This window comes from Streptomyces sp. NPDC059454 (assembly GCF_042749965.1).
Taxonomy (GTDB): domain Bacteria; phylum Actinomycetota; class Actinomycetes; order Streptomycetales; family Streptomycetaceae; genus Streptomyces.
Window position 1 is genome coordinate 229,255 of record NZ_JBHYVC010000001.1, and the last position, 16,016, is coordinate 245,270.

The 16,016-nt window shown below is 69.6% G+C and carries 13 protein-coding genes; 9 read left to right on the top strand and 4 right to left on the bottom strand.

Features of this window, described 5'->3' with window-relative positions; all coding sequences use genetic code 11:
- Window positions 1-13: 13 nt before the first annotated feature.
- A complete protein-coding gene (locus tag ACFXAE_RS01120; RefSeq protein ID WP_384706336.1) occupies window positions 14-826 on the bottom strand; it encodes a helix-turn-helix domain-containing protein in 813 nt (270 codons plus the stop codon).
- A gap of 302 nt (window positions 827-1,128) precedes the next feature.
- On the opposite strand from ACFXAE_RS01120, the gene ACFXAE_RS01125 reads away from it, so the two are divergent.
- From ACFXAE_RS01125 to ACFXAE_RS01160, 8 genes are all read left to right on the top strand, one after another.
- Entirely contained in the window at window positions 1,129-2,103 is a 975-nt protein-coding gene (locus ACFXAE_RS01125) for an alpha/beta hydrolase family protein (protein ID WP_384706454.1), read from the top strand.
- A gap of 97 nt (window positions 2,104-2,200) precedes the next feature.
- Window positions 2,201-2,722, top strand: a complete 522-nt coding sequence (locus ACFXAE_RS01130) for a hypothetical protein (RefSeq protein WP_384706337.1) — start codon at window positions 2,201-2,203, stop codon at window positions 2,720-2,722.
- 401 nt (window positions 2,723-3,123) lie between these two features.
- Window positions 3,124-3,612 (top strand): hypothetical protein, encoded by a 489-nt coding sequence (locus tag ACFXAE_RS01135; RefSeq protein ID WP_384706339.1) that lies wholly within the window; start codon window positions 3,124-3,126, stop codon window positions 3,610-3,612.
- A 528-nt stretch (window positions 3,613-4,140) separates the two neighbouring features.
- Complete coding sequence (locus tag ACFXAE_RS01140) at window positions 4,141-6,339, top strand: MMPL family transporter (RefSeq protein WP_384706341.1); 2,199 nt, start codon at window positions 4,141-4,143, stop codon at window positions 6,337-6,339.
- Between the two features lie 5 nt (window positions 6,340-6,344).
- On the top strand, window positions 6,345-7,559 hold the full coding sequence (locus tag ACFXAE_RS01145; RefSeq protein ID WP_384706343.1) for a sensor histidine kinase: 1,215 nt from the start codon (window positions 6,345-6,347) through the stop codon (window positions 7,557-7,559).
- A 68-nt stretch (window positions 7,560-7,627) separates the two neighbouring features.
- Window positions 7,628-8,239 (top strand): response regulator, encoded by a 612-nt coding sequence (locus ACFXAE_RS01150; protein ID WP_384706456.1) that lies wholly within the window; start codon window positions 7,628-7,630, stop codon window positions 8,237-8,239.
- A 725-nt stretch (window positions 8,240-8,964) separates the two neighbouring features.
- A complete protein-coding gene (locus ACFXAE_RS01155; RefSeq protein WP_384706345.1) occupies window positions 8,965-9,762 on the top strand; it encodes a hypothetical protein in 798 nt (265 codons plus the stop codon).
- A gap of 1,133 nt (window positions 9,763-10,895) precedes the next feature.
- Window positions 10,896-11,729: a PIG-L family deacetylase gene (locus ACFXAE_RS01160; RefSeq protein ID WP_384706347.1), complete on the top strand. Its 834-nt coding sequence runs from the start codon at window positions 10,896-10,898 to the stop codon at window positions 11,727-11,729.
- Between the two features lie 187 nt (window positions 11,730-11,916).
- On the opposite strand, the gene ACFXAE_RS01165 is transcribed toward ACFXAE_RS01160, so the two are convergent.
- From ACFXAE_RS01165 to ACFXAE_RS01175, 3 genes are read right to left on the bottom strand one after another with little or no spacing between them, the layout of a single operon-like run.
- On the bottom strand, window positions 11,917-12,546 hold the full coding sequence (locus ACFXAE_RS01165) for a hypothetical protein (protein ID WP_384706349.1): 630 nt from the start codon (window positions 12,544-12,546) through the stop codon (window positions 11,917-11,919).
- Window positions 12,543-14,180, bottom strand: coding sequence for an ATP-binding protein (locus tag ACFXAE_RS01170; protein ID WP_384706351.1), 1,638 nt, complete (start codon window positions 14,178-14,180; stop codon window positions 12,543-12,545). Before ACFXAE_RS01170 ends, ACFXAE_RS01165 begins: the two co-directional genes overlap by 4 nt.
- Window positions 14,177-14,863, bottom strand: a complete 687-nt coding sequence (locus ACFXAE_RS01175; RefSeq protein WP_384706353.1) for a response regulator — start codon at window positions 14,861-14,863, stop codon at window positions 14,177-14,179. The genes ACFXAE_RS01170 and ACFXAE_RS01175 overlap by 4 nt, the downstream gene beginning before the upstream one ends.
- A gap of 164 nt (window positions 14,864-15,027) precedes the next feature.
- Here ACFXAE_RS01175 and ACFXAE_RS01180 point away from each other — a divergent pair, with 164 nt between their 5' ends.
- Complete coding sequence (locus ACFXAE_RS01180) at window positions 15,028-15,945, top strand: DUF3152 domain-containing protein (RefSeq protein WP_384706355.1); 918 nt, start codon at window positions 15,028-15,030, stop codon at window positions 15,943-15,945.
- Window positions 15,946-16,016: the final 71 nt, after the last annotated feature.

Here is a 16,016-nt window from a genome sequence, read left to right on the forward strand (position 1 = left end):
AGACATCGCAGGTCTACCGCACGGTCCTGGCATAGCCACCTGCGCTCATGCCGAACTCCCGTCGAAAGTGCCGGTTGAGCTGGCTCTGGTCACAGTAACCAAGCTCGGCGGCGGTCTCTGCCACGGATCGTCCCGCCACCAGCATGGACTTGGCGCCGGCCAAGCGCAACAGGGTCCGGTAATGGTGCGGTGGAACCCCGTAAGCCTGCCGGAAACTCCTGATCAAATGGCGTTTGCTGCAACCGGCGACTGCCGCGAGGTCGTCGAGCTTGATGTTGGAGTTCAGTTGGCTGTGGAGCATCTCCCGTACTTGACGAAGCGCTCGAGGACGAAGTGTCGGACTCGCTGCGCCGGGAGCGTCCGCATGCCTGGCGAGCAGGACGTTCAACAAGCGGATCAGCGACGACTCGAGATCCAACTCGTCCTCGCCGTCCGCCAAATCCCTGTGCAGCGCAGCAACGCCGTCGAAGAGGCTGCGGTCTGAATAGGTCACCTCATGAAAGCGCGGCCTGCCTGTGCCGACTGGCATGAGATCGGCGTCAATGAACATCAGTTGCACAATGGCCTGGCCGTCAGCGGCGGCTTTGTCCTGAGCGAGGCAGCTCACGACCTCATGGGGCTCGATCACCGTCACCGCGCCAGGAACAGGGGGACCCTGGGTTCGCCCGAGGTACTGAAAAGGGGGCGCAGAGCCGCCATGCGTGATCTTGACGGTGTACCCGCTGTTCACAACGGTCGGGAAGTCACCATCGGCAACGCGCACAGCCAGGCTCTCGACTCCGAACCGTGCTCTTCTGCGACGCCCATCGATCACGGACTCAGCCATGTCATTTTCGCCCTAGTTCGGCTTGTTCGATTGATCTTACAGTTACCGGCAAGACAAGCGCATCCGTCGGGCCAGGTAGGCACGACAGTCGAAGGCTGAGTCAGCCGCCCTCCCCCCGCCGTCAGACCGCGGGACGAACACCTGCCGACATCTGTGCACCACTGCGGAGATCACCGTCCACACCGACCCGGGTGCCGGGCGGCCGTCCCTGACCCCTCAGGCTCGCGGCCACGACCGCCGATTCCATGCCTACCGCCAGTTACGACAAGCGCTATGTCGACACCGACCTTGAAAGGGCTCCGATGAGCAAGCCGTACAGCGACGCCGCCAACATCCCGGTCAACGCGTCGCAACCCGTCCTCACCTACCACCCGGTCACCCTCGACGTCCCCGGCCGGCCCGTGCCGCTGCAGGTCAAGGTGTCGATCCCCGCGGACGGCACCGACCTGCCGCTCATCCTCCTGTCCCACGGGCACGGGCTGGCGAACTTCCTGTCCTCCTACAACGGCTACGGGCCGCTGGCGAACTTCTTCGCCGCCCACGGGTTCGCGGTCATCCAGCCGACCCACCTGGACTCGACGGCCCTCGGTCTGCGCGACACCGACCTCAAGGACGCGCCCCTGTTCTGGCGTGACCGCGTCACCGACATGCACACCATCCTCGACCGCCTCGACGACATCGAGGCCGCTGTCCCGGGTCTTGCCGAACGGCGGATCGACAGGGACCGTGTGGGCGCCGTAGGACACTCCCTGGGCGGCAACACCGTCTCCCTCCTCCTCGGAGCCCAGATGCTGGACCCGGACGACGACCGGCCGAAGGACCTCTCCGACTCTCGTGTCAAGGCGGGAGTGCTCATCGGAGCTCCGGGCATCGGCAACGACGAGCACTTCGCCGAGTGGGCCAAGACGAACTACCCGGTGCTGTATTACACCGACTTCGAGCAGATGACAGGCACCGCCCTGATCATCGTGGGCGATCAGGACCTCAACCCCAACTTCTCCAATCGGCTCAGCTACCGTGCTGACGCTTACTCGGCCAGCCCCGGCGGCAACAAGACCATGGTGACCATGTACGGCGCTGGTCACATCTTCGGTGGCATATCCGGATACGACGCGGCGGAGACGGGCGACGAAAATCCCGAGCGCGTGGCGACTCTGCGGGCTCTCGTGTGGGCCTACTTGCGCAGCCAGCTCTACTCGGCCGACCCGTCCTGGAAGAACGCGGTGAACGCCCTGGAGAACGGTGAAGACCCGATGGCCAAGGTCGAAACGAGGTAGTTCCGCGAGGCGGGCGGCGGCGCGACGGCCGCCGCCCACCGCATTTCATCGCACCGAGACCTTCCACCCCAGCACGGATCGCACAGGAGCAACCGCCATGTGGACCACGTTCGCTGCGACCGTCGGCGGAAGCGCCGCCGGCCTCACCGGCCTCACCTTCATCGTTGTCGCCTTCCGCTTCGACGTCGTCGCCACCTCCCAGGAATACCGCAACCGCGCCGCGCAAACCGTCTCCCTGTTCCTGACAACCACAGTCACCGCATCGCTGGTCACCCTGCCGCAACCGACCTGGGCGCTCGGGGTCGAACTGTTGGTCGCCGCAGCAGCAAGCGCAAGTCTGCTCTCGGTGCTCGACCACGCAGCCCGCCGTGGCACGTCCCGGCATGCGCGGCCCATCCTCGTCGTCGCGCTCGTCGTGTTCGCGGCAGGTATCGCCGCCGCCGGACTGTTCGCCACCGTCGGCTCCACCGACGGAATGGGCTTCTACGCCGCGAGTTCGCTGCTCGGCCTCATGTGGGGCGTCTACGGGACGTGGGTCTTCCTCACCCAGGCGGGCACAGATCAGATCAACGCGGCAGCAAACGTGCATGACCAGCCCGGCACCGCGCCGGCCGCCTGACCGGCCCCACACAGTGAGGCGGTGCGGGACTGTGACGGTGAGTGCTCGCCCGTGATCATTGAGCGTGCATGATGCGAACACGCTTGTGGGAAAGGTGCTTTCGGGGTTGTCGGCGTTGGTCATCGAGGATGTGGCGGACACTCCGCGGACTCCACGAAACTCGGGGCAGCTCACTATGACGACACCACGCTTTGAAGGTCAGTAACTGCGTGACAACGCAGACGAACAGCGGTGGACAACCGTGGACGCCTGTGGGCCGTTGCACCAGGTGAGAGCCAGATCAGCCCAATGCAGCACCCCCACCCAAGTCGCCTCGGGACGAAGAGGCCGCTGCCTGCAGAAACCGAGGCCAAATCGGCAATCAGGTGGCCAGGACGTCTCGTTGCTCTCACGATGAGTGCATGGACCGGTTGGAGCACAGCGCTTGGCGGTATGTGGCGGAGGTACTCCCACCCGAGGAGCTCCCGATGCTTGCTGCTCATGCACTCGTCGACGGGCGTGATTCCCCCGCCCTGCGCGAACTGGCCGGCCTGCCACGCAGGAGCGATGAGACCGAGATCCGTGAACTGTACGTCCAGGCCCTGCACGAACTCGGCATACCCCTTCCCGACGAGGAGACAGCCGGCCGCCGGCTCCTCGTGAGCCTCGCGGTCGGTCTCGCGAAAGCCGAGCTGAGCCCCGAGGACGTGGTCGACCGGCTGTCGATGACGGTCGCGGCCCGCACCCCGGAGGAGACGCGGTTCCTCTCCATCGCAGCGGAGTACAGCGAATGGATGGGCGCGGACGAACTCCCGGAATGGGAGAGCGGTCTCAGGACCGCGGCTCGCTCATTGACCGCCTCCTCCGATCTCGGATCCGTCACCGGCGTGCCAGGGTCGCTGCGCGACTGACTGACCCGCCTGAACGCGCCCCGTGCCGGAACCGTGCCAGATACTGCGGGGAGCCACGGGGAACAGTGGGCACCCACCCAGAGACGCCCCCAGGTCATGACACGGATCGACAGCAGGTCAGCAAGACCATCGAGCTCGTAGAACCCAGGCTTCCCAAGCTGAGAGCGCGAGTTCGATTCGCGTCACCCGCTCCGAGCGAGACCCCCAGGTCAGCGACCCGGGGGTTCTTCGCTGTCCAGGACCGGAAATCTCCGGGATCCCCAGGGCCCTCACCCCGTAACCCTCGGAGACCGTGCGGGGCTCCTTCCGCTCACGGACCAGTCGCCCACGGCCTCGGGCCACCGTCCGCACCTGCGGATCTCGAACTCCGCCGCACCCCTTGAACTGGGGTGTCGGGACGACTCCCGGGAACCGGAAACCCGGTACGCATGGGGTTTCCCCCAGCACTGCTGTCCACCGAGTGGTGGACAGCAGGTTCAACCGAGTACCTCTGTCCGGCAAGTGACCTGTTAAACAAGGCTTTCGGGCATGAAATCATTCTCTGTGAGCATGGCTCGCTGGAGCGCGCGGCACCCCTGGCGGGCGATCGTCGGCTGGCTGGTGTTCGTGGCGCTGTGCCTGGGGGTCGGCAGCGCTGTCGGTACGAACAGCGCGAGGACCGCGGACTACCGGGTCGGTGAGGCCGGCCGCGCCGAGGCCCTGGCCGCCGAAGGACACCTGGAACGCGGATCCACCGAGCAGGTGCTGATCTCCGCCAGGTCGGGCGCTCTCGACCGGGCCACGGCACAAGCCGCCGCGAGGGATCTCACCGCGCGGATGGAGCGGCTGCCCGATGTCGCGGGCGTGGCCGACCCGATGCTCTCCGACGACCGCGCGATCCTCATGGTCGAGGTGACGCTGAAGGGCGAGGAGCGGGACGCGAAGGACAAGGTCGACGCGCTCGTGGAGCAGACCGCGGCGGTGCAGCGGAGCCATCCCGGCCTGCTCCTCCAGGAGACCGGAAGTCCTTCCATCAGCAAGGGAGTCGACCGGCAGCGCAGCGACGACCTGGCGCTCTCCGAGGCGATCACCCTTCCGGTCACGCTGATCACGCTGCTGGTCGTGTTCGGGTCGGTCACCATGGCCGGGGTGCCGCTGCTGCTGGCGCTGTCGTCGATCGCCGGGGCGATCGGGCTCTCCATGGTCGTCTCACACCTCTCCCCCGACGCCGGGGTCGGCACGAACGTCATCCTGATGATCGGCCTCGCGGTCGGCGTCGACTACACGCTCTTCTACCTCAAGCGCGAGCGCGAGGAGCGGGCCCGCTCCGGCGGCCGGCTCGGCTCGGAGGCACTGGTGGAACTGGCGGCCGCCACCTCGGGCCGGGCGGTCGTGGTCTCCGGGCTCGCGGTCGTCGTATCCACCGCGACGCTGTATCTGGCCTCCGACGTGATCTTCTCCTCGCTCGCGACCGGCACCATCGTCGTCGTACTGGTCTCGGTGGCCAGTTCGCTGACGGCCTTGCCCGCACTCCTCGTCAAGCTCGGGAAGCGGGCGGAACGCAAGGAACTGCGGCGAGCACGGAGCGGGAAGCCCGTCCGCCGGGTGAAGGGGCAGGGAGCCGGCGGCCGGATGTGGGCCGCACTGCTGCGGCCCGCCACCCGGCATCCCCTGGTCACCCTGTGCGTCTCGGTCCTCGGCCTGCTGGCGCTCGTCACTCCGCTCGCCGGACTGAAGATCACGGAGATGAGCCGGGACACGCACTCCCGCGACATCCCCGCGATGCGTGTGTACGACCGGCTCAACGAGGCGTTCCCGGAGCAGCGGGTCACCCACCAGGTCGTCGTACGCGCCGACGCCTCGCAGACCGCGGAGGTCACCTCGGCCCTGCGCACGGTGGCCCGACGAGCCGCCGCCGACCCGCTGTTCGCCGACACCTCGCGGATACGGACGTCCGCCGACCACCGCACCAACGTCCTGGAGCTGAAGGTGCCGCACCTCGGCAACTCCGACCAGGCGTACGACTCCCTGGACCGCCTGCGGGACGACTACCTGCCCGCCGCCGTGGGCGGGATCGACGGCGCCGAGTTCGGTGTGAGCGGCGACGTCGCCCGCTACGCCGACTACCCCGCCCATCAGAACGGCAAGCTCCCACTGGTCCTCGGCGCGCTGCTCCTGGTGACCTTCGCGATGACGGTGTACGCCTTCCGCTCGGTGGTGCTCGGCCTGATCGGTGTCGTGCTGAACCTGCTGTCCGCGACGGCGGCGCTGGGACTGCTCGTCCTGGTCTTCCAGGGGACGTGGGCCGAAGGGCTGCTGGACTTCCACTCCACGGGATCGATCGGGTCGCGGGTCCCGCTCTTCCTCTTCGTGATCCTTTTCGGGCTCTCGATGGACTACCAGGTGTTCGTGGTGAGCCGGATCAGGGAGGCCGCGGCCGCCGGGGTCCCCACGCGTCAGGCGGTGCTCGACGGGATCCGCAGCTCGGCGAGCGTGGTGACCAGCGCCGCGGTCGTGATGACGACGGTCTTCGCGAGCTTCGTCTTCCTGCACATCATCGAGATGAAGCAGATCGGCTTCGTACTGGCGGCGGCCGTGCTGCTCGACGCCTTCGTGGTCCGGATCCTGGTGCTGCCGTCGGCGATGCTGCTGCTGGGCGAGGCGAGCTGGTGGCCCTCGCGTCCGCGGCGGGTGGCGACCGCATCGGAGAAAGGGACCATCCCACGTTCAGCGGCCGGCGTACGTTGATCGGTATGACCGCTCTCGCCGGGCCCGCCGCCGACACCTTCTGGGCCATGTCGCTGCGCCGCTGGAACGCGGTGTGCTGGGTGCTGTTCGCCGTGATGGCCGTCGGTCTCGTGGCGATGGACCGGCCCGGCGGGGGCACGTACGCGGCGCTCGCGCTCCTCGGTGGTGTAGTGCTGTGTTACGCGGTCCTCGACCGCTTCCCGGACAACCCCGTCGTACGGCCGCACGTCTACCTCTCGGTGCTGGCCGTGGCGCTGGGCGGGCTCGCATACCTGCGCGGCAACTACGCGGCGCTGTTCATGGTGACGCTGCCGCACTACTGGATGTTCGGGCGGACCCCGAGGGCCTCGATGGGCTTCCTGGGGCTCGCCACGGCCGGCACCCTGGCCGGGAGCGTCCTGCGGCAGGACGGCTGGTCGGTGGAGTTCTTCAGCGAGACGCTCGTGTCCACGCTGATCGTCGTCGCCGTGGGGGTGCTCATCGGACTGTGGGCGCACTCGGTGGTCGCACAGAGCACGGAACGGGCGCGGCTCATCGACGAGTTGGAGCGGACTCAGGCACAGCTGTCCGAGGCGCACCAGCGCCAGGGCGCGGCGGACGAGCGGGAGCGGATGGCACGGGAGATCCATGACACGCTCGCGCAGGGGTTCGCCTCGATCATCGTGCTCGCGGAGGCGGCCCGGGCGGGACTCGACTCCGACACCGCGCGAAGTGCCCAGCAGCTGCGGTCGATCGAGTCCACGGCCCGGGAGAACCTGACCGAGGCACGGGAACTGGTCGCCTCGGCGCACCGGCCGGGCCAGATGGCCGCCGGTTCGGTGGCGCAGACGCTGCGCCGGACCCTGGACCGCTTCGCCGAGGACACCGCGCTCACCGTGAACGCCGACCTGGAGGACCTGGTGTGCGACCAGCAGACCCGGATCGCGCTGCTGCGCTGCACCCAGGAGTCCCTGGCCAACGTACGCAAGCACGCCCGCGCGTCCACGGTCGGCGTGGTGCTGGCACGGCAGGCGTACGGGGTGGAACTGGAGATCACCGACGACGGGACGGGATTCGTGGTCGAGGAGTCGGTGGGCTTCGGTCTGGACGGAATGCGCAAACGGCTGGCGGAGCTGGGCGGGAGACTGACGGTGACGAGTTCGGTGGGGGACGGAACGCGGGTACTGGCGTGGGTTCCCACGGCTTCCCAGGCGCCGGCGGAGAGCGGGGCGAAGGCGTGACCGGCCGGCGGGTGGCAGGAGGGAGCGGCGGAGCGATCCGCATCGTCGTGGTGGACGACCACACCGTCATGCGGGCCGGAGTGGTGGCTCTCCTCGTCTCCGAGAGCACGATCGAGATCGTCGGCGAGGCGGGCGACGGACGGGCGGCCCTCGAACTCGTCGAGCGGTACGAGCCCGACGTCGCCCTGGTCGACCTGCGGATGCCGGTGCTCGACGGAGTGGCCACGACGACCGAGATCGTGGCGCGCTTCCCGCGTACCCGGGTGCTGATCCTCACGACGTACGACACCGACGCGGAGATCGAACGCGGAGTGGAGGCCGGGGCCATCGGCTACCTCCTCAAGGACACCACCCGTGAGCAGCTGGTCGACGCGATCCATGCGGCGGCCCGCGGTGAGACGGTGCTGGCGCCCCGGGTCGCCGAGAGGCTTGTCGCCCGGATGCGGCAGCCCGCCCAGGCCGCGCTCACGGACCGCGAGGCGGACGTTCTCAACGCGGTGGCGGACGGCCTGACCAACGCGGAGATCGGGCGGCGACTCGTCATCGCCGAGGCGACGGTGAAGACCCACCTGCTCCGCCTGTTCGCCAAGCTCGACGTGAACGACCGGACGAGGGCTGTGGTGGTGGCGATGGAGAGAGGGCTGCTACGGAGGTTTTCCGGCCCGGAGGGCTCCCCCTGACGTCCCGGCGTGCCGATTCCGACCGTCGTACCGGATGCGCCTGTACGGGCCGCGGGGCCGGGAGCGCGGTTTCCCGGTCTGCGGACACCGCCGTAACCGTGTCGTCCTTCACGTCTGTCGAGCCCTGCCACCACCGGGCGCTGCCGTCCGCAGCACGTCACGGAACCGGCATCCGGCATCCGGCATCCGGCACACGGCATCCGGCACACGGTTCCACAGACGGAGTGGTGCCGCCGAGCGACACAAGCGGAGGCCGTTCCCGATCCGTGCCGGTGCCACCGGACAACCACGGTCCACAGCGGTACGACCTCGCCCACGCAACGGCGTCAGCACAACGAATCCGCGCAGGCCGACGGCCGCCCGGTCGTGCAAGCGCCGTCGCCGGCCCGCGCCTTCCGCACGGTGGCATCCAGCCCGGCGGCGACCTCCGCCTGCCGCTCGTCGTCGGAGTGCGGAGATCGTAGAAGCGGAAGCCCTCTGACATGCCGACGGTCTCACGTGCCTTCCGCCACTTCCGCCCGACCGGCGAGGAAGAGGCGGCCGTGCCGCATGGGCTCGTGGACGTTGTAGCGGCGTCCCGTGAACACGACAGGAGTGTCATGACACCGTAACCGCGCTTTCCAGGGGGTCGCCGCACCGTTCAGGATGGTGATCGACAAGGCAGAGACCAGCCGGAATGACCAGTCCGGCCCGGCCGCATCACCATCAGCAGGGGGAGTCCCACCATGCTTCGCACGCACCGCCGCAAGTCCGTCCTCGCCGCCGCGGCCCTGGTGGCCACGACGATGCTGCTGACCGCCTGTCAGGGAGAGGACACGGAGGACGGCGGCAAGTCGGCCGGGGCCACGGTCTCGGACTCGGCCGCCAAGGGGAAGTCCGACAACGGTGGGAGTGGCACCGGCACCGGTACCGGCAGCGAGTCCCAGTCGGGCGAGAAGGGCTCGAAGAGCGGCACGGTGTCGGGCAAGTGGGTCGGCACGGTCTCCTACCTCGCCCCCGGCAAGTACACCGTCACGGACGCGAACGACGCGGAGCAGGCGTTCTTCACCTCCGAGGACACCGACATCGAGGGCGCGGGCAAGATCTGCGGTGACGCGGACGGCCAGGCCGCCACGCCGTGCACCGAGGAGGAGCTCGAAGCCGCGGCCAAGAAGGGGTTCGAAGCGACGGTCGACGTCAAGGACGGAGTGGCTGTCAGCATCATCGAGGACCACACCGACAGCGGCACCGGTACCGGCGGCGGCAACGGTATGGGCGAGGGCGAGAGGTCGGGGCTCTTCTCCGGCACGCTCGGGTACATGGCCCCGGGCAAGTACTCCCTCAGCCGCGACGGTGACGAGCGTGCGTTCTTCACTGCCACCGACACCGTCATCAACGGCGCCGGCTGGATCTGCGGTGACGCGGAGACCGTCACGCCCTGCACCGAGGAAGACCTCGAAGCCGCGGCCAAGAAGGGCAGCGTCGCTGTCGCCGTCCAGGTCGAGGACGGGGTCGCCGTCACCATCGACGAGGAGCACAACTGATCGCGGACCCGAGCGGGGCAACGGGTCGACGTGCTCTCCACGACGCTTTGCGACGGCACCTTCCACGAACTCCGCATCCCACGTCCCGCCCGACGGGAACACGGCCCGTCCTTCCCGCTCACGGATCCGGTGCCGTCCCTGATCCCTTCGGCTCTTCCTCACTGTTCGCGCTACCACCCGTACCGCTCTCTCGGGCTGAGCGCCGCCCTTGTGGCCTGCCCAAGGCGCTGAGGAAGTTCACCCCGACGTGGGACGAGATCGCGGCGCTGGTCGACTGGGGCCCGCACGAGGACGTGGACTACGAGTGGTTCGAAACCCCTCAATGGGCCCCTCTCACCGCGCAACGGCTGGTGGGCTGTGCCCGCGCCGGCAGGACCGGATCGAGCTCTCTCCAGCCGAAGTGCCCCGCTGAAAGCGGAGAAATGCCATGACGCGAGCCGACCGACACGATTACCGCATGCCGTACGCCGATGAGAATTTCGGTGTGGTTGATACCGCCCTGTTCACTCAGGAGCCCGCCCCGGACGGCGGGGGTGTGATCGTCGCGGGAACGTGCCCACGCTGTCACTGATCGTCGCTGACCGGCATCACGTGGAGATCAGCTCCGAGACGGACGGCGAAGTCTCCTCGCCATGGACGGCCGTGGTGAGTATGCGGCCCGGCAAGACCTGCGACGAAGCCCCGTAATACGCGGTGAGACGGCCGCCCAGCCGCTACGGCCTCGAACCCCCTCCTCAGGTCTCGGCGCCCGGCACCGGGAGGCACCCGGGCCGGAGGACGAAACCAGGGTGCGGACCTGGGCCGACGCGACAGGCGGGGACGCGTACCGGGGTGGAAGACCTGATCACGGAGCCTTACCGGACGCGACGGAAGCCGAATCCGACGTGGTGCCGAGACGTGCAGGTCGCGCCTGTCCCCCGGTCGCGTCGAACGCCGACGCCCGGAAGGCCGGGTGGCCGCGCCGGGAACAGCCGGTGCGTCCGGCGCGGTTGCACCGACCGAGGGGCCGGCGCCGGACGGCGGGAGCGCTGAGGCCGCAAGGTCGTCCGCCCCCACCAGGATCCGGGCTCCGGGATCGCGGCACGCCCGCCGCGTACTCGGGCCAGGACTTATATCCGCAGGAGGACTGTTTCATGACTGACCGGCCCTTGACTCTCATGGCAGTACACGCCCACCCCGACGACGAGGCCACCGGGACCGGGGGTGTCCTCGCGCGGTACGCGGCGGAAGGAATCCGCACGGTTCTCGTGACGTGTACCGACGGCGGTTGCGGTGACGGGCCGGGGGGTGTCAAGCCGGGCGAGCCCGGGCACGATCCGGCGTCGGTCGCCTTGATGCGCCGTCAAGAACTCGAAGCAAGCTGTGATGTCCTGAAGGTCAGCGATCTGGAGATGCTGGACTACGCCGACTCCGGGATGGTGGGCTGGCCGAGCAACGACGCCCCCGGGTCCTTCTGGCGGACCCCCGTGGAGGAAGGCGCGGCCCGGCTCGCGGAACTCATGCGGCACTACCGACCTGACGTGGTCGTCACCTACGACGAGAACGGCTTCTACGGCCACCCCGACCACATCCAGGCCCACCGCATCACGATGGCGGCGCTGGAGATGACCGCGCTGACGCCGAAGGTGTACTGGACCACGATGCCCCGCTCGGGGATGCAGCGGTTCGGCGAGATCATGCGCGAGTTCCATCCGGACATGCCGGAGCCGGACCCTGCCGAGGCCGCCGCGATGGCCGAGATCGGCCTCCCCGACGATGAGATCACCACATGGGTGGACACCACCGCGTTCAGCGGCCAGAAGTTCGACGCGCTGGCCGCGCACGCCAGTCAGGGCGAGAACATCTTCTTCCTCAAGATGGGAAAGGAGAGGTTCGGCGAGCTGATGGGCGTGGAGACCTTCGTACGTGTCCAGGACTCCACCGGCGCGGCCCTGCCCGAGAACGATCTCTTCGCCGGACTGCGCTGATCCGCCCGTAGGACCGGCCGGAAAGGTGACCGCGGCCGGGGGCCGGCCGGAAAGGTGACCGCGGCCGGGGGCCGGCCGGAAAGGTGACCGCGGCCGGGGGCCGGCCGGAAAGGTGACCGCGGCCGGGGGCCGGCCGTGGAAGCGGCCGGGAGGCCGGCTCCGGTTCTGGGCGGGGGCCGCCCGGTGGTCAGCCGGCGGGCTCCTGCGGGGTCGGTGCTTCCGGCTGCTCCTGCGGAGGGGACACGACGGGGCAGGCGTGGTCCGACTGCGTCATCGCCCATCCGTCCCCGAACACATGGAGGCTGCTGGGCGCGGCGGAACGGCGCGCGGTGTCGCCGTCGGCTTCCGCGTCGGCGCGGGGGACGGCGGTGGGGGACGGCGAAGCCGCGTGGTTCACCGTGCACGTCAGCTGGAGCATGGCCCGACGGCTCAGCGGTGCCGTCTCACCGGGGAGCCGGACGGAGAGGATGCCGTCGTCGGCGATCGCCACCCGTGGCGCGTCCGTCAGGCGGGGCAGCTCCGTGGTGGCCGCCGGGACCTCGTTCGCGGCCGACGCCTCGAACAGCAGGCGTACGACGACCTCGAGGTTCCCGGCGTCGTCGATCCGGTGGGGACGGGGCACCAACTCCCCGTCGCGCAGGAAGAAGAGGGAGACGGTGGTGGGCGTCGAGGGTGGTGTCGCACTGTGGGAGACCATGCCGCTCGCCGGCGCACCGGCCTCGATGACACCGGACGGGGGGACTCCGCACGCCGTGAGCGCGACCGCGGCCGCGGCCGTGAGCCCGGACAGCAGCGCTGCCGTCCGCGAGCCCTTCACCGGGTGCCCCCGTCGGTCTCGGTGTCGGTGTCGGTGTCGTCGCGGTGCAGCGGGAGTTCGACCGTGAACACCGCGCCGCCCCGGGGCAGGTTCGCCACCCGGATGCGCCCCCCGTGCAGGCGCACGTTCTCCGCCGTGATGGCCAGACCCAGCCCGCTGCTCTCGCTCCTGGCCCGTGAGGTGTTCGCCTTGTAGAACCGCTCGAAGACGTGCGGCATGGCCTCCTCGGCGATCCCCGGTCCGTTGTCGGTCACCTCGATGACGGCCCACGCCATGCCCGCCCCGTCCACCCGTACCCCCATGGTCAGCCGCACGGGCGGCGCTCCGTGCCGCAGCGCGTTGCCGATCAGATTGGCCGTCACCACGTCGAGCCTGCGCGGATCGACGCGCGCGCGGAGCTCACCCGGTCCGGGCAGCCGCATCTCCACCTGTTCCTGCCGCCACCGGGAGGCGACGGTGCGCCGTACGGACTCGGCCAGGTCGATTTCGTCCCGGTTGAGTTCGGCCGCCCCCGCGTCGAAGCGGGAGATCTCCATCAGGTCGTTCACCAGTCCGCTCAGCCGGTTCGTTCCCTCGCTGATGAGCCGCAGCGCCTCACCGGTCTCCCCTTCCCCCTCCAGGTCCAGCACGTCGGTGACCGCCGACATCGCCGCCAGCGGCGTGCGCAGCTCGTGGGAGACGTCCGCCACGAAGCGGCGCCCCTGGGCCTCCAGGCGGCGCAGTTCCCTTACGGTCCGCTCCAGTTCGGCCGCCGTCTCGTTGAAGGACTGGGAGAGGTCGGCCAGTTCGTCGGAGCCGGTGACGTCCAGCCGGACGTCGAGATGCCCCGCGGCCATCCGGCGCGTCGCCCGGCGCAGCGCCCGTACGGGACGCAGTACGCCGCTCGCGGCGAGCAGCGCCAGGACGACGGCGAGGCACAGCGCCACCAGGGTGGCCCGCTCGATGCCGCTGACCATGGCCTCGACGTACCCCTCTTCGGTGGTCTGCGGGACCTCCAGGTACATCACGACTCCGGAGAGCCTGGTCTCCAGGCCCTCGCCCCAGGTGTACGTGACGGGCATGCCGACGACGAGACGAGGGCGCCCGTCGACGTTCATCCGCTGGAACACCGCGACACGTCGGTCCCGGACGGACCGGAGCAGTTCGGGGCTCAGCTCGACGAAACCGGCGCTCGGCGCATAGGCGCGGTGGCCGCCGTACGTGGCCATGATCCGCCAGCCCGACGAACGGTTCACGTTCAGCACCTGGTCCACCGCAAACTGGAGGTCCGACTGGTCCGGGGCGAGGGGGATGGAGGGCGCGACGGCGTCGACGCTCGTACGGAACTGGTTGATGACGGAGTCCTGGCTCTGCTGGAGCACCCCCGTGCGCGCCTCGCGGAAGGCGAGGGCCCCGGTGCCCAGGGAGCTGGCCATGGCCACCAGGACGAAGGACGTCAGCAGGCGGGGGCGCAGGCCGCGCAGGGGGAGCGGGATGCGTGCCAGGGCCGCCCGGAGGAACCGCCGGGGGCCGGCACCCGGTACGGCGGCGGGGGGCTCTTCGGCCGTGGGGACCCCGGGTGCGGTCCTCCGCTCCCCGGCGGTCTTCCGCGTCCGTACGGTCCTCCGTGTCCGCGCGGACGTCCGGTCGCTCATGAGGTGCCGAAGCGGTAACCGAATCCGCGTACGGTCTGCACGTACCGGGGATTCCTGCCCTCGCCGAGCTTGTTGCGCAGTCGCTTCACGCAGGCGTCCACGAGCCGTATGTCGCCGTGGTAACTGTGTTCCCAGACCGCTTCCAGCAGCTGCTGGCGGCTGAACACCTGGCCGGGCGAGGCCGACAGGGTCAGCAGCAGCCGCAGTTCGGAGGGGGCGAGGGTGACGGGTTCGCCGCGGTGCGTCACCACGAGCCCGGCGCGGTCGACGACCAGCTCGCCGTGCGTCTCTACCCTGGGGCGGGTGCCGTCCGGCAGCGACGCGTCCTGTCTGCGCAGTACGGCCCGTATCCGTGCGTCGAGCACCCGGGCCTGCACGGGCTTCACCACGTAGTCGTCCGCACCGGTCTCCAGTCCCACGACCACGTCGACGTCGTCCCCCCGGGCCGTCACCATGATGATCGGCACCTGGTCGCGGTCCCTGATCCGGCGGCACACGTCCAGGCCGGACATGCCGGGCAGCATGAGATCGAGTACGACGACGTCCGGCCGGAAGGGGTGGAGCTGTTCCAGCCCCTCCTCCCCCGTTTCCACGGCGAGGACCTCATGTCCCTGGTGCCGCAGACCCAGTTGGACGGCCCTGCGGACATCCAGGTCGTCTTCGACGATCAGGACCCGTGGCATTTCGGCAGTGTAAGCAGACCGGACGAGGTGACCGTCCCGAGGAAGGTCCCTCTCCGACCGCCGTTACACAACGATCACATGGGCCGGGGAACGCGGGGCGTCGTTATCTTTCCGTGACGGCACCGGCTCATGGGGATCATCTGGGATCACCAGATTGAGCTGCCATGCATTCGGCACGACAGCGGCAATCCGCATCCGCCACCGGCAGCACCACGGCCGGTCACCGCGCCGGTCACCGCGCCGGCCGCCGGCGCCGGTCCTCCCATCACCGGGGACGGCCGCGCCGCCGGGGCCGGAGCCTGCTGATCGGCCTGCTGGTGGCCGCCGGCCTGCTGGGTTCGACGGCGTACTTGCTGGACGGCGGGCGGAGCGCCGCGTCGGGCGGTGCGCCGCACCAGCGGAGCACGCACGCCACCCCCACTCCCACACCCACACCCACACCGCCCCCCTCCGCCTCCCCTTCCCCTTCCTCCTCCCCCTCCCCCGCCGCGAGCCGGACCGAGATCGACGTCCCCCCGACGGGCAGCGGGACGTTCGTCACCGCGCAGGCCAGTGGGGAGACGGTGGGCAGCGGCTCCCGCCCGGTGCGCTACGTCGTGGAGGTCGAGACCGGCCTCGACATCTCGCCGTCCCAGGCGGCGGACGAGATCGCCGGGATACTCGCCGCCCCGCGGGGCTGGACCCACGACCCGGACAACGCGTTCCAGCTGGTGGGCGCGGGATCGCCGCACGACATCACGATAAAGATTGCGACACCGGCGACGGCGGACGCCCTGTGCTGGGCCGGCATCCAGCAGGACACCGGAGGCGAGTACAACTGCGAGGTTCCCGGAGGGGTGGTGGTGAACCTCAAGCGCTGGGTCAAGGGCTCGCCCACCTTCGACGGGCCGATCCATGACTACCGGGCGCTGATCATCAACCACGAGGTGGGGCACTTCCTCGGTCACTCGCACGTGACCTGCGGGGGCGCCGGGCGACTGGCCCCCGTGATGATGCAGCAGATCAAGGGCCTGCACGGGTGCGTCGCCAACGCCTGGCCCTACGACGAGAACGGTGACCTCGTCACCGGGCCGCCCGTCTGACCGGCGCCGGTCCCGAGGCCGGCCGTCACGGCGGACGGCCGTGACAGCCCGGTCATGTACCGGCCCCAGGG